This window comes from Neobacillus sp. DY30, assembly GCF_030123065.1.
GTDB lineage: Bacteria > Bacillota > Bacilli > Bacillales > Cytobacillaceae > Neobacillus.
The window spans coordinates 1,918,113-1,934,410 of sequence record NZ_CP126093.1; the positions used below are offsets into that span (position 1 = coordinate 1,918,113).

15 protein-coding genes are annotated in these 16,298 nt (G+C 40.7%); all 15 read left to right on the forward strand.

Annotated features, from left to right (window positions below):
* Positions 1-49 precede the first annotated feature (49 nt).
* The 15 genes from QNH29_RS09450 to QNH29_RS09520 all read left to right on the forward strand — a co-directional run bounded on the left by QNH29_RS09450 (position 50) and on the right by QNH29_RS09520 (position 16,259).
* Positions 50-1,003, forward strand: coding sequence for a VOC family protein (locus QNH29_RS09450; RefSeq protein ID WP_283864535.1), 954 nt, complete (start codon positions 50-52; stop codon positions 1,001-1,003).
* A 43-nt stretch (positions 1,004-1,046) separates the two neighbouring features.
* Positions 1,047-1,520, forward strand: a complete 474-nt coding sequence (locus QNH29_RS09455) for a flavin reductase family protein (protein WP_283864536.1) — start codon at positions 1,047-1,049, stop codon at positions 1,518-1,520.
* A 29-nt stretch (positions 1,521-1,549) separates the two neighbouring features.
* Entirely contained in the window at positions 1,550-2,326 is a 777-nt protein-coding gene (locus QNH29_RS09460; RefSeq protein WP_283864537.1) for a 2-keto-4-pentenoate hydratase, read from the forward strand.
* Positions 2,327-2,448: 122 nt separating this feature from the next.
* Complete coding sequence (locus tag QNH29_RS09465) at positions 2,449-4,305, forward strand: V4R domain-containing protein (protein WP_283864538.1); 1,857 nt, start codon at positions 2,449-2,451, stop codon at positions 4,303-4,305.
* Positions 4,306-4,467: 162 nt separating this feature from the next.
* Positions 4,468-5,307 carry an alpha/beta fold hydrolase gene (locus QNH29_RS09470; protein WP_283864539.1) on the forward strand — a complete coding sequence of 280 codons (840 nt, stop codon included), beginning with the start codon at positions 4,468-4,470 and terminating at the stop codon, positions 5,305-5,307.
* A gap of 21 nt (positions 5,308-5,328) precedes the next feature.
* The gene (locus QNH29_RS09475; RefSeq protein ID WP_283864540.1) at positions 5,329-6,282 is read left to right on the forward strand and encodes a VOC family protein; all 954 of its coding nucleotides are present in this window, start codon (positions 5,329-5,331) and stop codon (positions 6,280-6,282) included.
* Between the two features lie 75 nt (positions 6,283-6,357).
* Complete coding sequence (tcuA, locus tag QNH29_RS09480; protein ID WP_283864541.1) at positions 6,358-7,857, forward strand: FAD-dependent tricarballylate dehydrogenase TcuA; 1,500 nt, start codon at positions 6,358-6,360, stop codon at positions 7,855-7,857.
* A 188-nt stretch (positions 7,858-8,045) separates the two neighbouring features.
* A complete protein-coding gene (locus QNH29_RS09485) occupies positions 8,046-9,242 on the forward strand; it encodes an acyl-CoA dehydrogenase family protein (RefSeq protein WP_283864542.1) in 1,197 nt (398 codons plus the stop codon).
* A gap of 50 nt (positions 9,243-9,292) precedes the next feature.
* Positions 9,293-10,129, forward strand: coding sequence for an FAD synthetase family protein (locus QNH29_RS09490; RefSeq protein WP_283864543.1), 837 nt, complete (start codon positions 9,293-9,295; stop codon positions 10,127-10,129).
* Positions 10,126-10,998, forward strand: coding sequence for an isocitrate lyase/PEP mutase family protein (locus QNH29_RS09495; protein WP_283864544.1), 873 nt, complete (start codon positions 10,126-10,128; stop codon positions 10,996-10,998). The genes QNH29_RS09490 and QNH29_RS09495 overlap by 4 nt, the downstream gene beginning before the upstream one ends.
* Before the next feature lie 17 nt (positions 10,999-11,015).
* Positions 11,016-12,437 (forward strand): FAD-binding protein, encoded by a 1,422-nt coding sequence (locus QNH29_RS09500; protein ID WP_283864545.1) that lies wholly within the window; start codon positions 11,016-11,018, stop codon positions 12,435-12,437.
* 17 nt (positions 12,438-12,454) lie between these two features.
* A complete protein-coding gene (locus QNH29_RS09505; RefSeq protein WP_283864546.1) occupies positions 12,455-13,183 on the forward strand; it encodes an SDR family NAD(P)-dependent oxidoreductase in 729 nt (242 codons plus the stop codon).
* A gap of 40 nt (positions 13,184-13,223) precedes the next feature.
* Positions 13,224-13,670: a GlcG/HbpS family heme-binding protein gene (locus tag QNH29_RS09510; protein ID WP_283864547.1), complete on the forward strand. Its 447-nt coding sequence runs from the start codon at positions 13,224-13,226 to the stop codon at positions 13,668-13,670.
* Between the two features lie 6 nt (positions 13,671-13,676).
* Complete coding sequence (locus QNH29_RS09515; protein WP_283864548.1) at positions 13,677-15,053, forward strand: FAD-dependent oxidoreductase; 1,377 nt, start codon at positions 13,677-13,679, stop codon at positions 15,051-15,053.
* A gap of 354 nt (positions 15,054-15,407) precedes the next feature.
* Positions 15,408-16,259 carry an aspartate/glutamate racemase family protein gene (locus tag QNH29_RS09520; protein ID WP_283864549.1) on the forward strand — a complete coding sequence of 284 codons (852 nt, stop codon included), beginning with the start codon at positions 15,408-15,410 and terminating at the stop codon, positions 16,257-16,259.
* Positions 16,260-16,298 lie beyond the last annotated feature (39 nt).

Below are 16,298 nucleotides of genomic sequence, written 5' to 3' on the forward strand. Positions count from 1 at the left end.
TTTCTGTTTTCTGAAGATTCAAATATAAAAATAATTGGAGGAAATAAACATGAGTTTACCAGAAATCGCAAAGTTAGGACATGTGGCTTTAGTTTCGTCAGATCTTGAGAAATCACTTTGGTTTTTTAAAGAATTGATAGGGTTAGAAGAAACAGAAGAGGTAAATGGCACGCATTATTTACGAGCATGGGGAGACTTTGAACATCACACATTATCCATAACAGCTGGCGAAAAGTCGTATGTTGACCATATTGCATGGCGAACAAAGCGTCCGGAAGATGTGGAGCAATTTGCACATTTGCTGGAAGAAGCCGGTACGGAAGTTAGCTGGGTTGAAGCAGGAGTAGAAGCAGGGCAAGGAAGAGCCATTCGTTTTAAATTGCCAAGTGAACACCGTTTTGAAATTTATTATGATATGGAAAAAACATTAGCAGAGCCTTCTAAGCGTTCAGTGTTAAAGAATCAGACTTATAAATCTTGGGCAAAAGGCTGTTCACCAAGAAGAATTGACCATGTTAACATTCTATCATCATTAAAGGCCAATGTTATATCTGATTATTTAATGGAGAAATTAGGCTTTAAAATGAGAGAATGTGTGAAGGCGCCAGATGACTCTTTAATTGGTGCATGGCTGAGTGTAACACCTTTGGTTCACGATATCGCTGTAAGTCATGATCCATTCTCGCCATCAACACACCAGATTCACCACTTGTCTTACTGGCTGGATAATGCCCAAGACCTTCTTCGTGCTGCAGATATCTTAACAGAACATGGCCTTAAGTTTAAAGGTCCTGGTAAGCATGGGATTTCCCAAGCTATGTATTTATACGTTGTAGATCCGGGCAGTGGAGTACGCGTTGAATTGTTCACAAATGGTTATTTGATTTTTGAACCGGATTGGGAGCCAATCGTATGGACATTAGATGAAATGGATGTTGGTTTTACATTCTGGGGAGATCAAACCGACACGCTGCCAGAAAACAATCCGACAATAGAAGCGTAAGAGATTAATAGATAATCTTATAGAGGAAAGAGGGTATTAAAAAATGGATGATCGTCAATTCCGAACAGCAATGGGTAAATTTGCAACAGGTGTAACCGTTATTGCCACTGAGGTGGATGGAAATGTTCATGGTATGACAGCGAATGCCTTCATGTCCGTTTCACTTGACCCGAAACTAGTAGTAATCTCTATTGGTGAAAAGGCAAGAATACTTGAGAAAATTAAACAAAGTAAAACATTTTCTGTAAATATATTAGCGGCGGATCAACAGGAACTTTCAATGATTTTTGCAGGACAGTTGAAGGACCACCGCGAAGTGGAGTTTGACCGACTAGATGGAAAGCCCGTACTAAATGGAGCAGTTGCGCAAATTGCCTGTGAAGTATCCGCGGAACATATTGAAGGCGATCACACGCTATTCATTGGAAGAGTAACAGATATACATTTAGAAGACGCTGAACCACTCATTTTCTACAGTGGAAAATACCGAGCTTTAGCTGAAGCCGTAACGGTATAATAAATACTTAAATAAAAGGGGACAGCTGTATGGATATTCAAAAAGCGGCGACTGCTTTAATGGAAGCAGAAGATGAGAAAAAACCAATTTCCCCATTCACATCCTCAACAGAAACTATTTCTGTTGAGGATGCTTACAACATCCAGCTTTACCAAGTCAGGCAAAAGGTAGAAAAAGGTGCTGTAATCGTTGGGAAAAAGATTGGGCTAACAAGTAAAGCAATGCAAGAAATGCTCAATGTTACCGAACCTGATTATGGACATCTCCTTAATAATATGATGTATGGAGACGGGGAGACGATTAGTCTGGACAAATTTATTCAGCCTAGAATTGAATTTGAAATTGCATTTGTTTTGAAAAAGGATTTAAAAGGTCCAGGTGTGACGATGAACGATGTAATTGAAGCTACTGATTATGTAGTTCCTGCTCTTGAAATTATCGACAGCCGAATAAAGGATTGGCAGATCAAATTTGAGGATACGGTAGCAGACAATGGTTCATCTGCCGGTGCCGTTATTGGAAATGCAACTGCGAAACTTGATAAATTAGATTTAGCAGCGGTAAATATGACGGTTACAAGAAATGGTGAATTTTTGGACACAGCAGCTGGCTCAGCTGTGATGGGTCATCCAGCACGAGCAGTGGCATGGTTAGCCAATGCACTTGGAAGCTACGGAATATCTCTCTATGCCGGGGAAGTTATTCTGTCAGGAGCCCTTTCAAAAGCAATACCAATTGAAGATGGTGATACTTTTACCGCTGAATTTGACCATATAGGAGCCGTAACGGCCACCTTCAAGAAATAAAAATACATTATAAACATTAAGACTCCTTGTATGAAAAATGTAAGGAGTCTTTATTTTAAACTTTGGCATTAAGCAGAAGCAAACCAATGTACTCCTTAACTTTAGAGGGAAAAGGTGAGTTTATGAAAGGTAATCTAGACAATCTGCTGGAACCAAACTACATAGAAGAAGGGAATAAAAAAATTCTAACGACCGCCGGGGCCTTTGGATTATTACGTAAAGGAATTATCGAAAATTTAGGATTACAGCGTGCCAAGGGCTTTTTACTTCGTTACGGTTGGAGTTTGGGTGTTAGTAATGCGGAAGAAGCCATGTTAAAAAGTACCTCCATAGACTATCTTATTAAACAAGCCGCCGTGCTCCATTTAAGTACAGGTCATATAGGTGATATCCAATCTGAAAGATTTATTGAATGGGTTGATTCAGAAAATATCAAAACAATAAGCGGCAAAGGAAAATGGATTCATTCATTTGAAGCCCAGGAGCACCTAAAACATCATGGAAAATCAGATATGCCTGTATGCCATATTTTAACGGGGTATGCAAGCGGCTATATGTCTACGATTTGTAAAAAGAGTTTGATTGTTAAGGAAATTAGTTGTGTGGCCAAAGGGGATCCCGAATGCTGCTTCGAAATGAAGCTCCAGGAGGATTGGGGACTGGAGATTGAGGAAGAGCTCAAATTCTATCATGAAATCAATATTATTGAAGAATTAGAGTATACCTACGAGCAATTGTTAGAACAGCGAAATTATATCGATAAGGTTTCCAAATTCCATAAAAAATTAACGGAAAGTATTTCAAACGGAAGCAATTTGCAGGATATTGCCGATACCACTTTCGGATTATTAAAAATACCCATTTCAATCGAGGATTTAAGTTTCCAAAAGATTGTTTACGCAGGAATGGAAGAAGACGAATATAGCAGTTTGAGTAAAGAACTGAAAGAGAGCCTAATTCGAAAAAACAGAAAAAATAATAAACCACTTCCGCTTTTTAAAGAAACAACAAGACTAAAAACAGAAAATCAAGAGCGGCTCATCACTCCGATTATTGTCCAAAAAAAAGTAATTGGTTATTGTACATTCCTTTATTTAAAAGAAACAGAGAAAAGCTCCGAAAATAATATTATGTTTATCGAGCGTGTAGCAAATGCAGCCTCTTTATATCTCTTAAATGAGAAGACGAGCTTTGAAGCACTTGAAAAGATGAAAGGCTATTTTTTAGAACAAATCTTAAAGGGACAATATTCCTCTAGGGAAGAAATTATCAATCGCGGCCGTTATATGGGGGTAGACCTTGAAACCCCATTTTATATTGCTGCAATTGACTATAAAGAAAATGGCAAGACGGCAAAAGATAGTAATGATTACTATGAACAAATTTTAGAATCGATCGCTAAGTATCTAGACATTCAGGGATATAAAGCATTAATTGGTCAATATGAAGGTAAGATTATTATGCTGATACCTGACTCGTCAAACATACTGCCTAATATGGAAAAAATATTAAAACATATAGAAACGACCCATTCATTTTACAACTATAAAATTGGAATTAGTGATAAAGCTGAGGAAATTGAACAGGTTTTGGAGTCTTTGGATGAATCACTAATTAGCCTAAGGATGTCAACCGAGAAGAAAATAATCCATTTTAAAGATTTGGGGATTGTTGGTATATTAATTAATTCAAAAAATGTCAGCGGTATCAAGAAAATTGCGAAACAAGAATTAGGTGCGCTTTATAAATTAGGAGAGGGCAAACAAAAGGAATTATTGAAAACACTTTATGTATTTTTAGCAAATGGCGGAAAACTCCAACAAACGATGGATGATTTGTCATTGTCGATGAGTGGACTAATGTATCGGATTAACAAAATCGAAACACTTATAAATAAGGATTTACGAGACTCATCACAAAGCTACCAGTTACTTTTGATACTAGACTCGCTTTTAGCTTTGGGAGAACTAGAAATATAGAGTGAAAATCCAATAAAAACTTACTAAAAAATATTAATAAATTAAATAGTTATTATTCTAGATAAAGATGATGAAATTTTCTAAAATTTCAGTAAGGATAAAATGTAAGGGATTTCAATAAGGTGGCATTCCTTATGAATAGTACGAGGAGGAGAATAAAAATTGACAAACATTACTCAACAATCGATTAAAAGTGCTAACTTTGAAACCTACCTAAATCGTGCAGGTAAAGGCAATTCAGAAGTAATTTTATTTTTACATGGCTCAGGACCTGGTGTTACATCATTTGCGAATTGGCGCTATGCGTTAAATGCCTGCTGCGAATCGTATGATTGTCTTGCTCCAGATCTATTAGGTTTCGGAAACAGCAGCCATCCAGAGAAATTACCAAAGAATAGGCAGGAATGGATGGATTTATGGATTAATCAATTGATAGAGCTTTTAGATGAACTAGATGTTCAAAAGGCTCATTTAGTAGGTAATTCGCTCGGATGCTCGATTGCACTTGAGCTATTGTTAGAACATCCAGAGCGATTTGATAAAGTGGTGTTGATGGGACCAGGAGGAACACCAAATACCAAATTAAGCCATGAGCTTGCTCGTGCTAAAGGGTTTTATAACAATCCATCACCAGAAAAATTACGTCAAATTATGAGTTGGTTTGTGTATGACGCAGAGGCAATGGCTCCAATTATTGACGCTGTGACAGATTATCGCTATGAAACAGCGATGAAACCAGAAGTCCGAATTTCCAATGATTCGATTTTCGCAACAGCCGCTGTCCCTGTACCTGTGACTGCACTAAGAAGAATTGAACATCCTGTACTGCTTGTCCATGGAAGAGATGATATGGTCTGCTCTGTGGAATCCAGCTATTACTATCTTGAACATATTCCGAATTCACAAATGCATGTATTCGGTAAATGTGGGCATTGGACACAAATTGAAAAGCAGGAGAGCTTTAATCATTTAATTCAGAACTATTTTTCTAATAAAATCTAATCATTTGAGGGGGAATAAAAGATGACTTTACCTGAAATTGCAAAGTTAGGGCATGTTGCACTCGTAACACCAGATCTAGAAAAATCGCTTTGGTTTTTCCGTGATGTGATCGGTTTAGAAGTGACAGAGGAAGTAAACGGTACCTATTATTTACGGGCATGGGGCGATTTCGAACACCACTCCCTTTCCTTAACAGCGGGGGATAAAGGTTATGTCGATCATATTGGCTGGAGAACCAAACGTCCAGAAGATGTTGAAGGTTTTGCTCAGCTGCTTCAAAAAGCTGGTACGGAAGTAAAATGGATTGAAGCGGGTGAAGAAACAGGTCAAGGACGGGCCATTCGTTTTAAACTGCCAAGTCAGCATTCATTTGAAATTTATTATGATGTAGAAAAACCAAAAGCGGATGAAAAAAGCCGTTCAGTCCTGAAAAATCAAACATACAAGGCTTGGGCACGTGGCTGCTCTCCTAGAAGATTTGACCATGTAAATATTGCTACTTCCATGGATGTTCAAGAAATCCTTGATTACTTGGGTACACAATTAGGCTTTAAGCTGCGTGAATATGTTAGATACAACAATGAAAAAACTTTAGCCGGCTGGATGAGTGTAACGCCGCTCGTTCACGACATTGCCGTTATCTCAAGACCGGAGGCAGAGACACCAAACCAGCTGCACCATATATCTTATTGGCTTGATAACGCACAAGACGTGCTGCGGGCAGCAGATATTTTAGCTGAAGAACGTATTAAGTTCATCGGCCCAGGTAAACATGGAGTTTCACAAGCACTATACTTATATGTGCTTGATCCCGGAAGCGGCTGCCGTGTTGAACTGTTTACAAATGGTTATTTAATTTTTGAACCGGACTGGGAACCAGTTGAATGGACGGAGGAAGATCATTCCATTGCGAATACCTATTGGGGTGAAACCGTCAGTGATAAAGAAATAAACAAACCAACAATAGAGGCTTAAATTAGAGAGCTGACTCAAATGCAATTGAGTCAGCTTTTTTCAAAGACATTTTCTTGAAAAGTGAGGCTGATAGTGATGAGTGAAAGCAAAATTTATGAAACAGATGTAGTTGTAGTTGGTGCAGGGAATGCAGCTATGTGCGCAGCAATCGCAGCTAAGGAAAATGGAGCGAATGTCTTGGTACTTGAAAAAGCACCAGAAGCTGAAAAAGGGGGAAACAGCACCTATACACATGGTTCCATTCGATTTGCTTACGATGGTATCGAGGATTTAAAGGAAATTATGCCAGATTTATCCCAAGAGGAAATAGAGACTTCTGATTTTGGCGTCTATTCTGAGGAAGAATTTTATGAAGACATGTGCCGGGTCACCAATTACCGGACAGACCCGGAATTAGCTTCGATTTTAACAGGAAAAAGTTTCGAAACAATGAAATGGCTCACCGCCCATAAAGTACGCTGGGTGCCTATATATGGTCGTCAAGCATTTAAGGTAGACGGTAAATTTAAGTTCTGGGGCGGAATGATTGTGGAATCTGTCGGTGGGGGACCTGGATTAGTAGAAGCTTTGCATAAAGAAGCATCTTCATTAGGTGTTGAAATTCTATTCAATGCCATGGCAACGGAGCTGATCCATGATGACGAAGGCGTGCAGGGAGTGGTTTTTAAACATAATGGTAAAACAACAAAGGTATATGCTAAGTCCGTCATTTTGGCCTCTGGAGGTTTTCACGCAAATCCTGAAATGCGTACGCGTTATTTAGGACCGAAATGGGACTTGGCCCATGCAAGAGGGAGCCGTTTTAATACTGGAGAGGGCATTCAAATGGCATTAAATATTGGCGCACTTGCTTGTGGTAATTGGTCGGGCTGTCATTCGGTCGGCGGCGACAGGTATCTTCCGGAATTTACAGAAGGATTTCAAAAGCTAAGCTATCCTTTTGGAATTATGGTAAACGCAGAAGGAAAGCGCTTTGTGGATGAGGGTGCTGATTTCCGTAATTACACCTATGCAAAATATGGCAGGTTAATTCTTGAACAGCCGGGTCAATTTGCTTGGCAGATTTTCGATCAAAAAACAGCACGGCTTTTACGAGAAGAATACAAGGGCAGGCAAGTAACGAAAGTAAAAGCTAACACTTTAGAGGAATTAGCGGAAAAACTTGAAGGTGTGGACGCTAAAGGCTTTTTACAAACAGTCAAAGAATACAATGCGTCGATTGTGAAGGATATCCCGTTTAATCCAAATATCAAGGACGGAAGGTGTACAGAAGGATTAGCAGTACGCAAATCCAATTGGGCAAACACATTGGAGGAAGGTCCGTTTGAAGCTTATGCGGTTACTTGCGGTATTACCTTTACCTTTGGAGGCTTGAAAATTAACCCAACAACAGAAGTTCAAGATGTATTATCCAATTCTATTCCAGGTCTATATGCTGCAGGAGAGGTTGTAGGAGGTCTATTTTACTTTAATTACCCTGGCGGTGCAGGTTTAATGGCTGGATCTGTTTTTGGAAAAATTGCAGGTGAAAATGCAGCGAAATTTACCAAAACGAAGGAAATTATTAATTCGTAAAAAATCTGTACTATTTATTAGTCTTGTGGACAAAACTTCAAATTTATAACTCAAAAACTAATAAAAATTATCTAAAAATGTTTAAAAGTTGAAAGGTTTTTACCCTTTAAAATAATTTTGTAATTTTCTAAAATTTGAGTAAGAACTTAAACGAATAAGTGAAATTAAGTTGAAAAGGAGAATTTACAATGACAAAAGTTGCCTATAGTGACACCTATCTTGTAGATAAAGCAAAAGCGCTCGTTCCGAAGCTAAGAGATAGAGCAAAAGAGACGGAAGAAATACGACGGATTCCAGAAGCAACGATGAATGACTTAAAGGAAGCAGGACTTTTCAAGTTACTTCGCCCAAGAATATATGGCGGCTATCAAACGAGCATGAGAACCTATTCTGATTGTATTGTTGAAATCTCCCGCGGCTGTGCTTCGACAGGCTGGATTTTATCACTATGTGCGATTCGGGAACTTATGGTAGCGGAATCATTCACAGAAAAAACGCACCAAGAAATTTTCGGAGAAAATGAAGATAATGTCCTGTTTGCTGGAGTATATGAACCTAGAAAATGCATTGCTCGAAAAGTGGAAGGTGGCTATTTAATCGAAGAAGGTTTCTGGATGTTCTGCTCAGGATCGCTTCATGCCACTTGGGGATACTTCGGAATGGCGATCAGGGATGATGAAGGGAACCTAGTAGATCAAGCTTTGATGACACTTCCTTTTGAAGAAGTAGAGATTATGGATGACTGGCACGTCATGGGATTAAAAGGCACAGGCAGTAACAGTGTCAAAATGACGAACGTATTTATTCCGGAACACCGAGTGGTCTCTTTTGCAGAAGTGCTAAACGGACAATTTAAATCAGATCATTTACGCGATATCCCACTTTACAATACAGCACTTTTTCCAGCCTTAGCGTTGTCTTTGGCATTACCAGGCTTAGGATTGGTTAAGGCAGCGTTAGAATTTTTCCAGCAAGTACTGCCTAATCGAAAAGCTGCTCATATTGGTGTAGAAAATTTAATTGATTCACCGACTCTCCATGCATTACTTTCGGACGCTGCTTTGAAAATTGATACCGCTTCCATGCATTATTACCGTGTGGCGGATGAGCTAGATGCATGGGCTGCCAGCGGTACATTCATGGATAAGCCAGCACGAGTTAAGGCATTAGCAGATATCGGTTATGCCAATCAAGTAAGTAAGGAAGCACTCGATATTTTAATTCTAGCCAGCGGTTCTGGTTATGTATATGAAGGTCACCCGCTGCAAAGAATTTTCCGCGATTTTTGGACGCTCTATTCACACAGAACGATTTCACCGTTAATCACCAAAGAAAATTATGGCCGCGTTTTAGCAGGCTTAGAATCAAATGCACTAAGATATTAGGATACTCCTAATCTATCAAAAAATTCTTAATCAAGAAGAAAGGAGACTGTATGGAAACGATTTATATTAACCATGATAATTTGGCAGATTGGCAGGGAAAAGCAAATGCATGTGTAATGGCCCTTGGTTTTTTTGATGGACTCCATTACGGACATCGAGAAGTAATAAAAACGGCTTTACGGATAGCGAAAGAAAAGGGTGTGCAGCTTGCTGTTATGAGTTTCTTTCCACATCCAAAGTCTGTCTTGTCCAATGGGGAAAAACAAGTTGATTATTTAATCCCGCTTTCTGTTAAGGAGAAGATTCTTCGGGGGCTTGGTGTCAATACGTTTTATATTGTTGAATTTACAAGGGAATTTGCCGCTCTTTCACCTGAACACTATGTTAAAGATTATCTGGTCAATCTTGGGGTTATCCATGCAGTCGCCGGTTTTGATTTTACTTATGGTTCTAGGGGAATCGGAAATTTAGAGCGTTTGATGATTGATAGTGGTGGAATCATTGATGTGACAAAAGTGGAAAAAGTAGCATGCCGCGGTGAGAAAATAAGCTCTACCAGCATTCGTGAAAGATTAGCTGCAGGCAATGTAGAGGAACTGCCAGATTTTCTTGGCTGCTGCTATGAAGTAGAAGGAATGTGGGATGGTCAAACATTCAAGCTGAATCCATACTATACACTTCCTGCCCCCGGAAAGTATGCGGTAAGCATTAATATCGGAAATTTATCAATGCTTACAGAAGTGAATGTGGTAGAAAAATCTCTTAAACCTGTTACAGAACTGCCGCTATATATGTTTGGGAGGCTATCGATTGTTTGGCATCAGCGTATCTCTGAGGAGGCTCCCTCTTCTCGTCCTATTTTAAAAGTTGGAGGATTATCTCTATGAATAAATGTCAAGATTTTCAAAAACTGCTTCGTGAACCAGGTTCCTTTATTCTTCCTGGTGCCTATGATGCGATGTCAGCAAAGTTAATAGAAGAAACTGGCTTTAAGGCGATTTATGCTACGGGAGCTGGAATATCTAATGCACAGCTTGGCTGGGCTGACGTAGGACTTACCTCTCTTAAGGAAGTGGTTGATATCGTTGCCAGAATGGCCGATGTTACCAATGTTCCGATCGTAGTAGATGGAGATACTGGGTTCGGAAATGCTATTAATGTGATTCGGACCGTAAAAGAGTTTGAACGTGCGGGTGTCGCTGCCATTCAGATGGAGGATCAGGTATCACCAAAGAAATGCGGTCATTTTAACGGAAAAGATGTCATTTCGAAAGAAGAAATGGTAGGAAAGATTAAGGCTGCCTTAGATGCCCGAAAAGATGAAAATCTGGCAATAATGGCACGGACTGATGCAATTGCAACAAATGGCGTTGAAGACGCCATTGACAGGGCTTTTGCTTATTACGAAGCAGGTGCGGATATTATTTTTGTCGAAGCACCAAATACCATTGAAGAATTACGGCAAATTACTAGTTCACTAAAAGGAATTCCTCAGGTTATTAACTTAGTAGAGGGCGGAAAAACTCCACTCATTTCTTTAAAAGAAGCAGAAGAAATAGGTTTTAAAATCATGCTGTGTGCAAATACTGCACTTCGTTCCGCTATTAAAGGAATCACTGAATCTTTAAGAATTTTAAAAGAAGAAGGCTCTCAGGAAAATCTATTACCTTTAATTTGTACCTGGGAGGAAAGACAATCACTTTTCAAACTAGATCAAATCAAAGAGTGGGAAAAGAAGTATTTATATAATAATTAATCTAGGAGGTTACGAAAGTGGAGAGAGAATTGGATTATGACATTGTAGTAATTGGCTGTGGTGTGGCAGGAACAGCAGCAGCTTTGTCCGCTGCGGAAAGTGCCAAAAAAGAAGGAAGAAATTTACGAATTGCGATCTTAGAACGCACGGATTACGATCATCGGGGCGGAAATTCCAGATGGACAGCCTCTTACATGCGAATGAAGAATATTGATGAAATCGCAGACAACTTTGTAGAAGATATGATGGCATTCTCAGATGATTTCTCCGATAGGGAGTACATAGAAACTCTCGCAGAAAACGCTGGAAGTACGCTGCGCTGGGTCGAGGAAAAAGGGGTAGATTTCGATTACCTGCCAACGATGTTTTTAACTTCTTCAAAACCGCGGCTTCTCCCAGTTGGCGGCGGCCGGGCAATCATAGATACTTTATCGCGCCGTGCAGGCGGACTTGGTGTCGAGATTGTTTATGAAGCGACTGCTTGGAAATTACTCCTTGATGATGAAGGTGCGATAAATGGACTCATGGTTCGTGTTAAGGGTGGAAATTCTCTTCAGCTGAAAGTCGGCGCTGTTGTTCTTGCAGCTGGCGGATTCCAAGGAAATCAAGAGATGATGGCACAGTATGTTGGCAGGGATGCACATAAAATCCGCACTGTTGCCGAAGGCGGCCTATACAACAAAGGGGAAGGTATTCGGATGGCAATGGCAATTGGCGCTAAAGGAGCCGGCCAGTTCGACGCCTTTCATGCAGAACCAGTTGACCCTAGAAGTAAGCGGGAAGAAGCAGCAGTTATGACCTATCCTTACGCAATTTTGGTTGATAAAAATGGCAACCGTTTTGTCGATGAAGGTATTTCCACAGTAGACGAGCAATATGAAGCGGTAGCCCGTAAAATCTTCTACGATCTCCCTGACCATATCGCCTATATGATCAGTGACCAAAAAATGTACGATATTCCGAATTATGAAAGAGCAATCGAAACAGATAAACCGGCTATTGAGGCCGATACACTTGAGGAGTTAGCTGTGAAAATTGGGGTGCCTGCAGATCAGTTGACTGCAACGGTAAAAGCATTCAATGCAGCTGTGCAGCCAGGTGAATTCCATTGGGATAAGAAGGACGGAAAGCAGGCTGTTGGAATTAATCCGGCTAAATCAAATTGGGCGATTACAATCGATAAGGCGCCATATATTGCCTACCCTATTGTCTGCTCCAATGTTTTCACGAATGGAGGCATAGCTTCTGATACAAATGGGAGGGTTTTATCGCAGGATGAAGATGTAATTCCAGGATTGTACGTAGCAGGTGAGACAGCTGGTCTTTATTATGGCAAATATCCTGGCGGCACATCCGTGCTTCGCGGCCTGGTATTTGGTAAACGTGCTGGTGAGCATGCAGCGTCTTACGTCAGCGATTTAAAAAAACTTGGGGTGTAAAGAAGGGGTGTTGACCTTTGGAATTAAAAAATAAAGTTGCATTTGTAACTGGCGGCGGCAGAGGAATTGGCAGGGAAACCTGCTTGCTTTTAGCAAAGCAGGGGGCAAAAGTAGCTGTATTTTCTCGCAGTCTAGCAGAAATTTCAGAAACGGCTGCTTATATTAGGGAGGAATTAGCTGGCGAAGCCATTGCTCTTGCTGGTGATGTACGCTCTGAAGAAGATGTGAACAAAGCAATTCAGGAAACGGTAGAAAAACTCGGTAGTATTGATATTTTAATTAATAATGCTGGTGTCATGCTGCTAAAGCCATTCGATGAAACGAGTGTTGAAGAGTGGGACTTTGTCCAAGAAATCAATACCCGCGGTGTGTTTTTATGTGCCAATGCAGTAGTACCGCAAATGAAAGAGAAAAGAAATGGTGTCATTATCAATGTATCATCGATTTGGGGAACAAAAGGCGGTCCGGACAGAAGTGCTTATATTACCTCTAAATGGGCAGTAATTGGATTTACCAAAGCATTGGGTGAAGAGTTAAAACCATTTAATGTAAGGGTAAATGCCGTCTGTCCAGGCCCAGTTGACACAAAGATGATGGAAGATATTGCTCCGGATGTTAACAAAGATAATTGGCTGCATCCAATTGACATGGCAAATGTAATTGTTGACATGTGTCTGCCAAAAATGAAAGCCGTATCGGCAACTGTGATTGAAGCCTTCGGCAATGGAAGGCCAGTTAATTTATAAAAATAATAAACTATTATGTTCATAGAAAAGGGGAAAGAAAATGGAAAACATTACAACATCAATTGAATCAAAAAATATCAGTCTAGCACTAGCAAATAAAATGCTCGAGGCAGCATTAGCAAAGGGACAAGAGTTAGGTATCCCGTTTAGTATTGTGATTGTCGACAAACCTGGAAATTTAAAAGCATTTAATGCGATGGACGGTGCGCCAATTTTAAGCCTTGAAATCGCTCAAAATAAGGCGTTTTCTGCTGCCGCTTATAACCGCGCAACACATGAATGGTATGACAGATTAAAGGATGATCCACCGTTACTTCATGGTATTGTTCACACACCTCGATTAGTCATTTTTGGCGGAGGGTATCCAATTAAAATCAATAATGAACTTATTGGTGGAATTGGTGTTAGCGGCGGTCATTATTCTCATGACATGCAGGTATGCGAAGCAGCCCTAGAAGTGTTAAAAGCCTTTGAAACTGAGGAGTGATAAGGAATGGAAAGCTATGATTTAATCATTCTAGGCGGCGGGCTTGCGGGCATGTGTGCCGCCGTTGAGGCTGGGGAGCAGGGGATAGATGTCCTGCTCCTGGAAAAGCAGGATGAACTCGGCGGAAGTACAGTCCTCAGCTCAGGTTATATGGCATTTGCAGGTACAGATATGCAGGAAAATGCAGGAATTATTGATTCTACTGAATCGCTGCTGGCTGATATGACGGAGGTTGGCGGCGGGGTAAATGATCCAACACTTGTTGCTGAATATGGCAAGCATCAGCTCGAGACCTACCAATGGCTGGTAAACCACGATATCGAGTTTAGATCCTTGGAAGCGGTAAGTGGTCATAGTGTTCCGCGCGGTCATATTATTGATCCTCATCAGGCTATCCAGTCTCTATACAAAAGAGTGAAGCAGCTAGCTAACGTGACGGTTTATTTTAATGCTCCTGCACGGAGACTGCTAAAGAACGCTGAAGGACGGATTGATACAGTTTTATACGACACGGATGGGGAAGAAAGAAAGGCGGTTGCTTCGAAAGGGGTATTAATCGCCTCTGGTGGTTTTGCCAAAAGCGAGGAGTTGCTCGGACAGTTTGCCCCACAATTAAAGGGTGCCTTAAGAATTGGCGGTGCCGGCAATCAGGGTGACGGGATTCGAATGGCCTGGGAACATGGTGCATGGATGAAGGACCTTCCCTATTTGAATGGAACATACGGATTTCATCCAAGTGCGGCAGGGAAGTTAAAGTCACAGGGATTGGCATTTTATAAAGGAGCTATTATGGTTAACCAGCTTGGTAGGCGGTTTGTGAATGAATCTATTTCTTATAAACTATTAGGAAAAGCGGCATTCGATCAGCCTGAGCAGATTAGCTATCAAGTATGGGATCAGACCGTAATGGATAAGGGTGTGCTAGATGATCCGCTCTATGATTTTGAATTGCTAAAAAAGCGAAGACTTTTGTACAAAGCGGACACGTTAGAAGAACTGGCAGACTGCATTGACGTACCTGTAGAAGTACTGGAAGAAACCATTTCTAGATACAATCAAGGCGTTCAAAATGGGGAAGATCCTGATTTTGGCAGAAGTTCTTTGACTCATAACTATGGAAAACCAACAGCGATTGAAACAGCGCCTTTCTATGCATTTGAATCAACAGTTGCAATGCTTGCCACCTATGCAGGCATATCTGTAAATGCGAAGGCCCAGGTCGTGAACCCTTATGGTGAGTCTATTCCTGGATTGTATGCGGCGGGAGAAGTAACCGGTGGATTTCATGGTGCAGGATACATGACGGGAAGTTCGTTAGGGAAAGCTGCTGTTTTTGGGCGGCTGGCAGTAAAGGCTGCTGTTTCTGAGAACGCGGTAGTTTGAGTGGTTCAGGTTATATAAGGCGGATAACTATCAATGTAAGTTCCTTTTATTAAAGCACTGTTATTATTCATTGTTGAATTCATGTAGGTATGAGAATCCATAGGCGGAGAGTTTCCGGCTAATATATATAGAGGAAACTTAAGAGGCTGATATAAGCGGAGAAATTCCGATTAACTGGCCAAAATAAGACAAAATCAAATGATTGGATAATATAAACGGAAAAACTTCCTTTATTTTTAAGGAAATATGGATATTTTCCGATTTAGTTTGAATTTTTCCGTTTATTTTTCAAACGGAGTGAAAATCAACATTCAGTTATAACAGTATAAAATACGGAAAAAGGAGGTCATTAAGATGAAAATCTGGCATCAAAGTCTAACAACAATAGATCGGGTCCCGCATTATCGGGATGCAATCATCAGACATGTTAGCAGAATTGCCCGCCCGGATGTAGAGGTTGTTTTACATGGTATGTCGGAAGAGACATATCCTTCCCATTACCCGGGAATTTTTATTACTCATTCCTATCTGCAAAATCTCCACCGGGAACAGTTCGTGCGTGCTGCGCTTACCGCTGAAAAAGCCGGGTACGACGCCATGTTCATCGCAACAATACCTGATGTAGGGCTTTTAGAAGCACGTACGCTGGTAGATATTCCTGTAGTTGGGTACGGTCAAGCATCCTTCCACATGGCTTCCATGCTTGGGGACCGGATTGGAGTGGTGAACTTCTTAGCACCGCTTGCGGATCAGCTCCGTCAGAATGCTGATAAGTATGGTTTAGGAAGTAAGCTTGGACCAATCGTTCAGACAGAAGCGGGCTTTGATGATATTATGGCTGGATTTAATGATCCTGAACCGATTATTGAATCTTTCAAAAAAGCAGCAGAGCAGGCGATTGCAGATGGAGCCGATGTCATCATTCCTGGAGAGGGTCCGATGAATGTCTTTTTAGCGACGCATGGGATTTCTAGAATTGGCGATGTACCAGTGGTCGACTCCTTTGCAGCAGGAATCAAGATGTGCGAGTCACTTGTTGATTTAAGGAAAAACTCGGGTGTTTATATGACACGCAGAGGATTCTACAATGCAAAGCCTCCTGCAGAGGCAGTGGAAAGACTGAGAGAAATGTACGGACTGATTCCTTCTCCTGATCCTAAAAATGATCATGGTTTGTCAGTTAAGGGAGTAGGAGTTAAGAGCTAATGGAGCCCTTGGGACGAGAAGAAGCTCGCTGAAGAAATT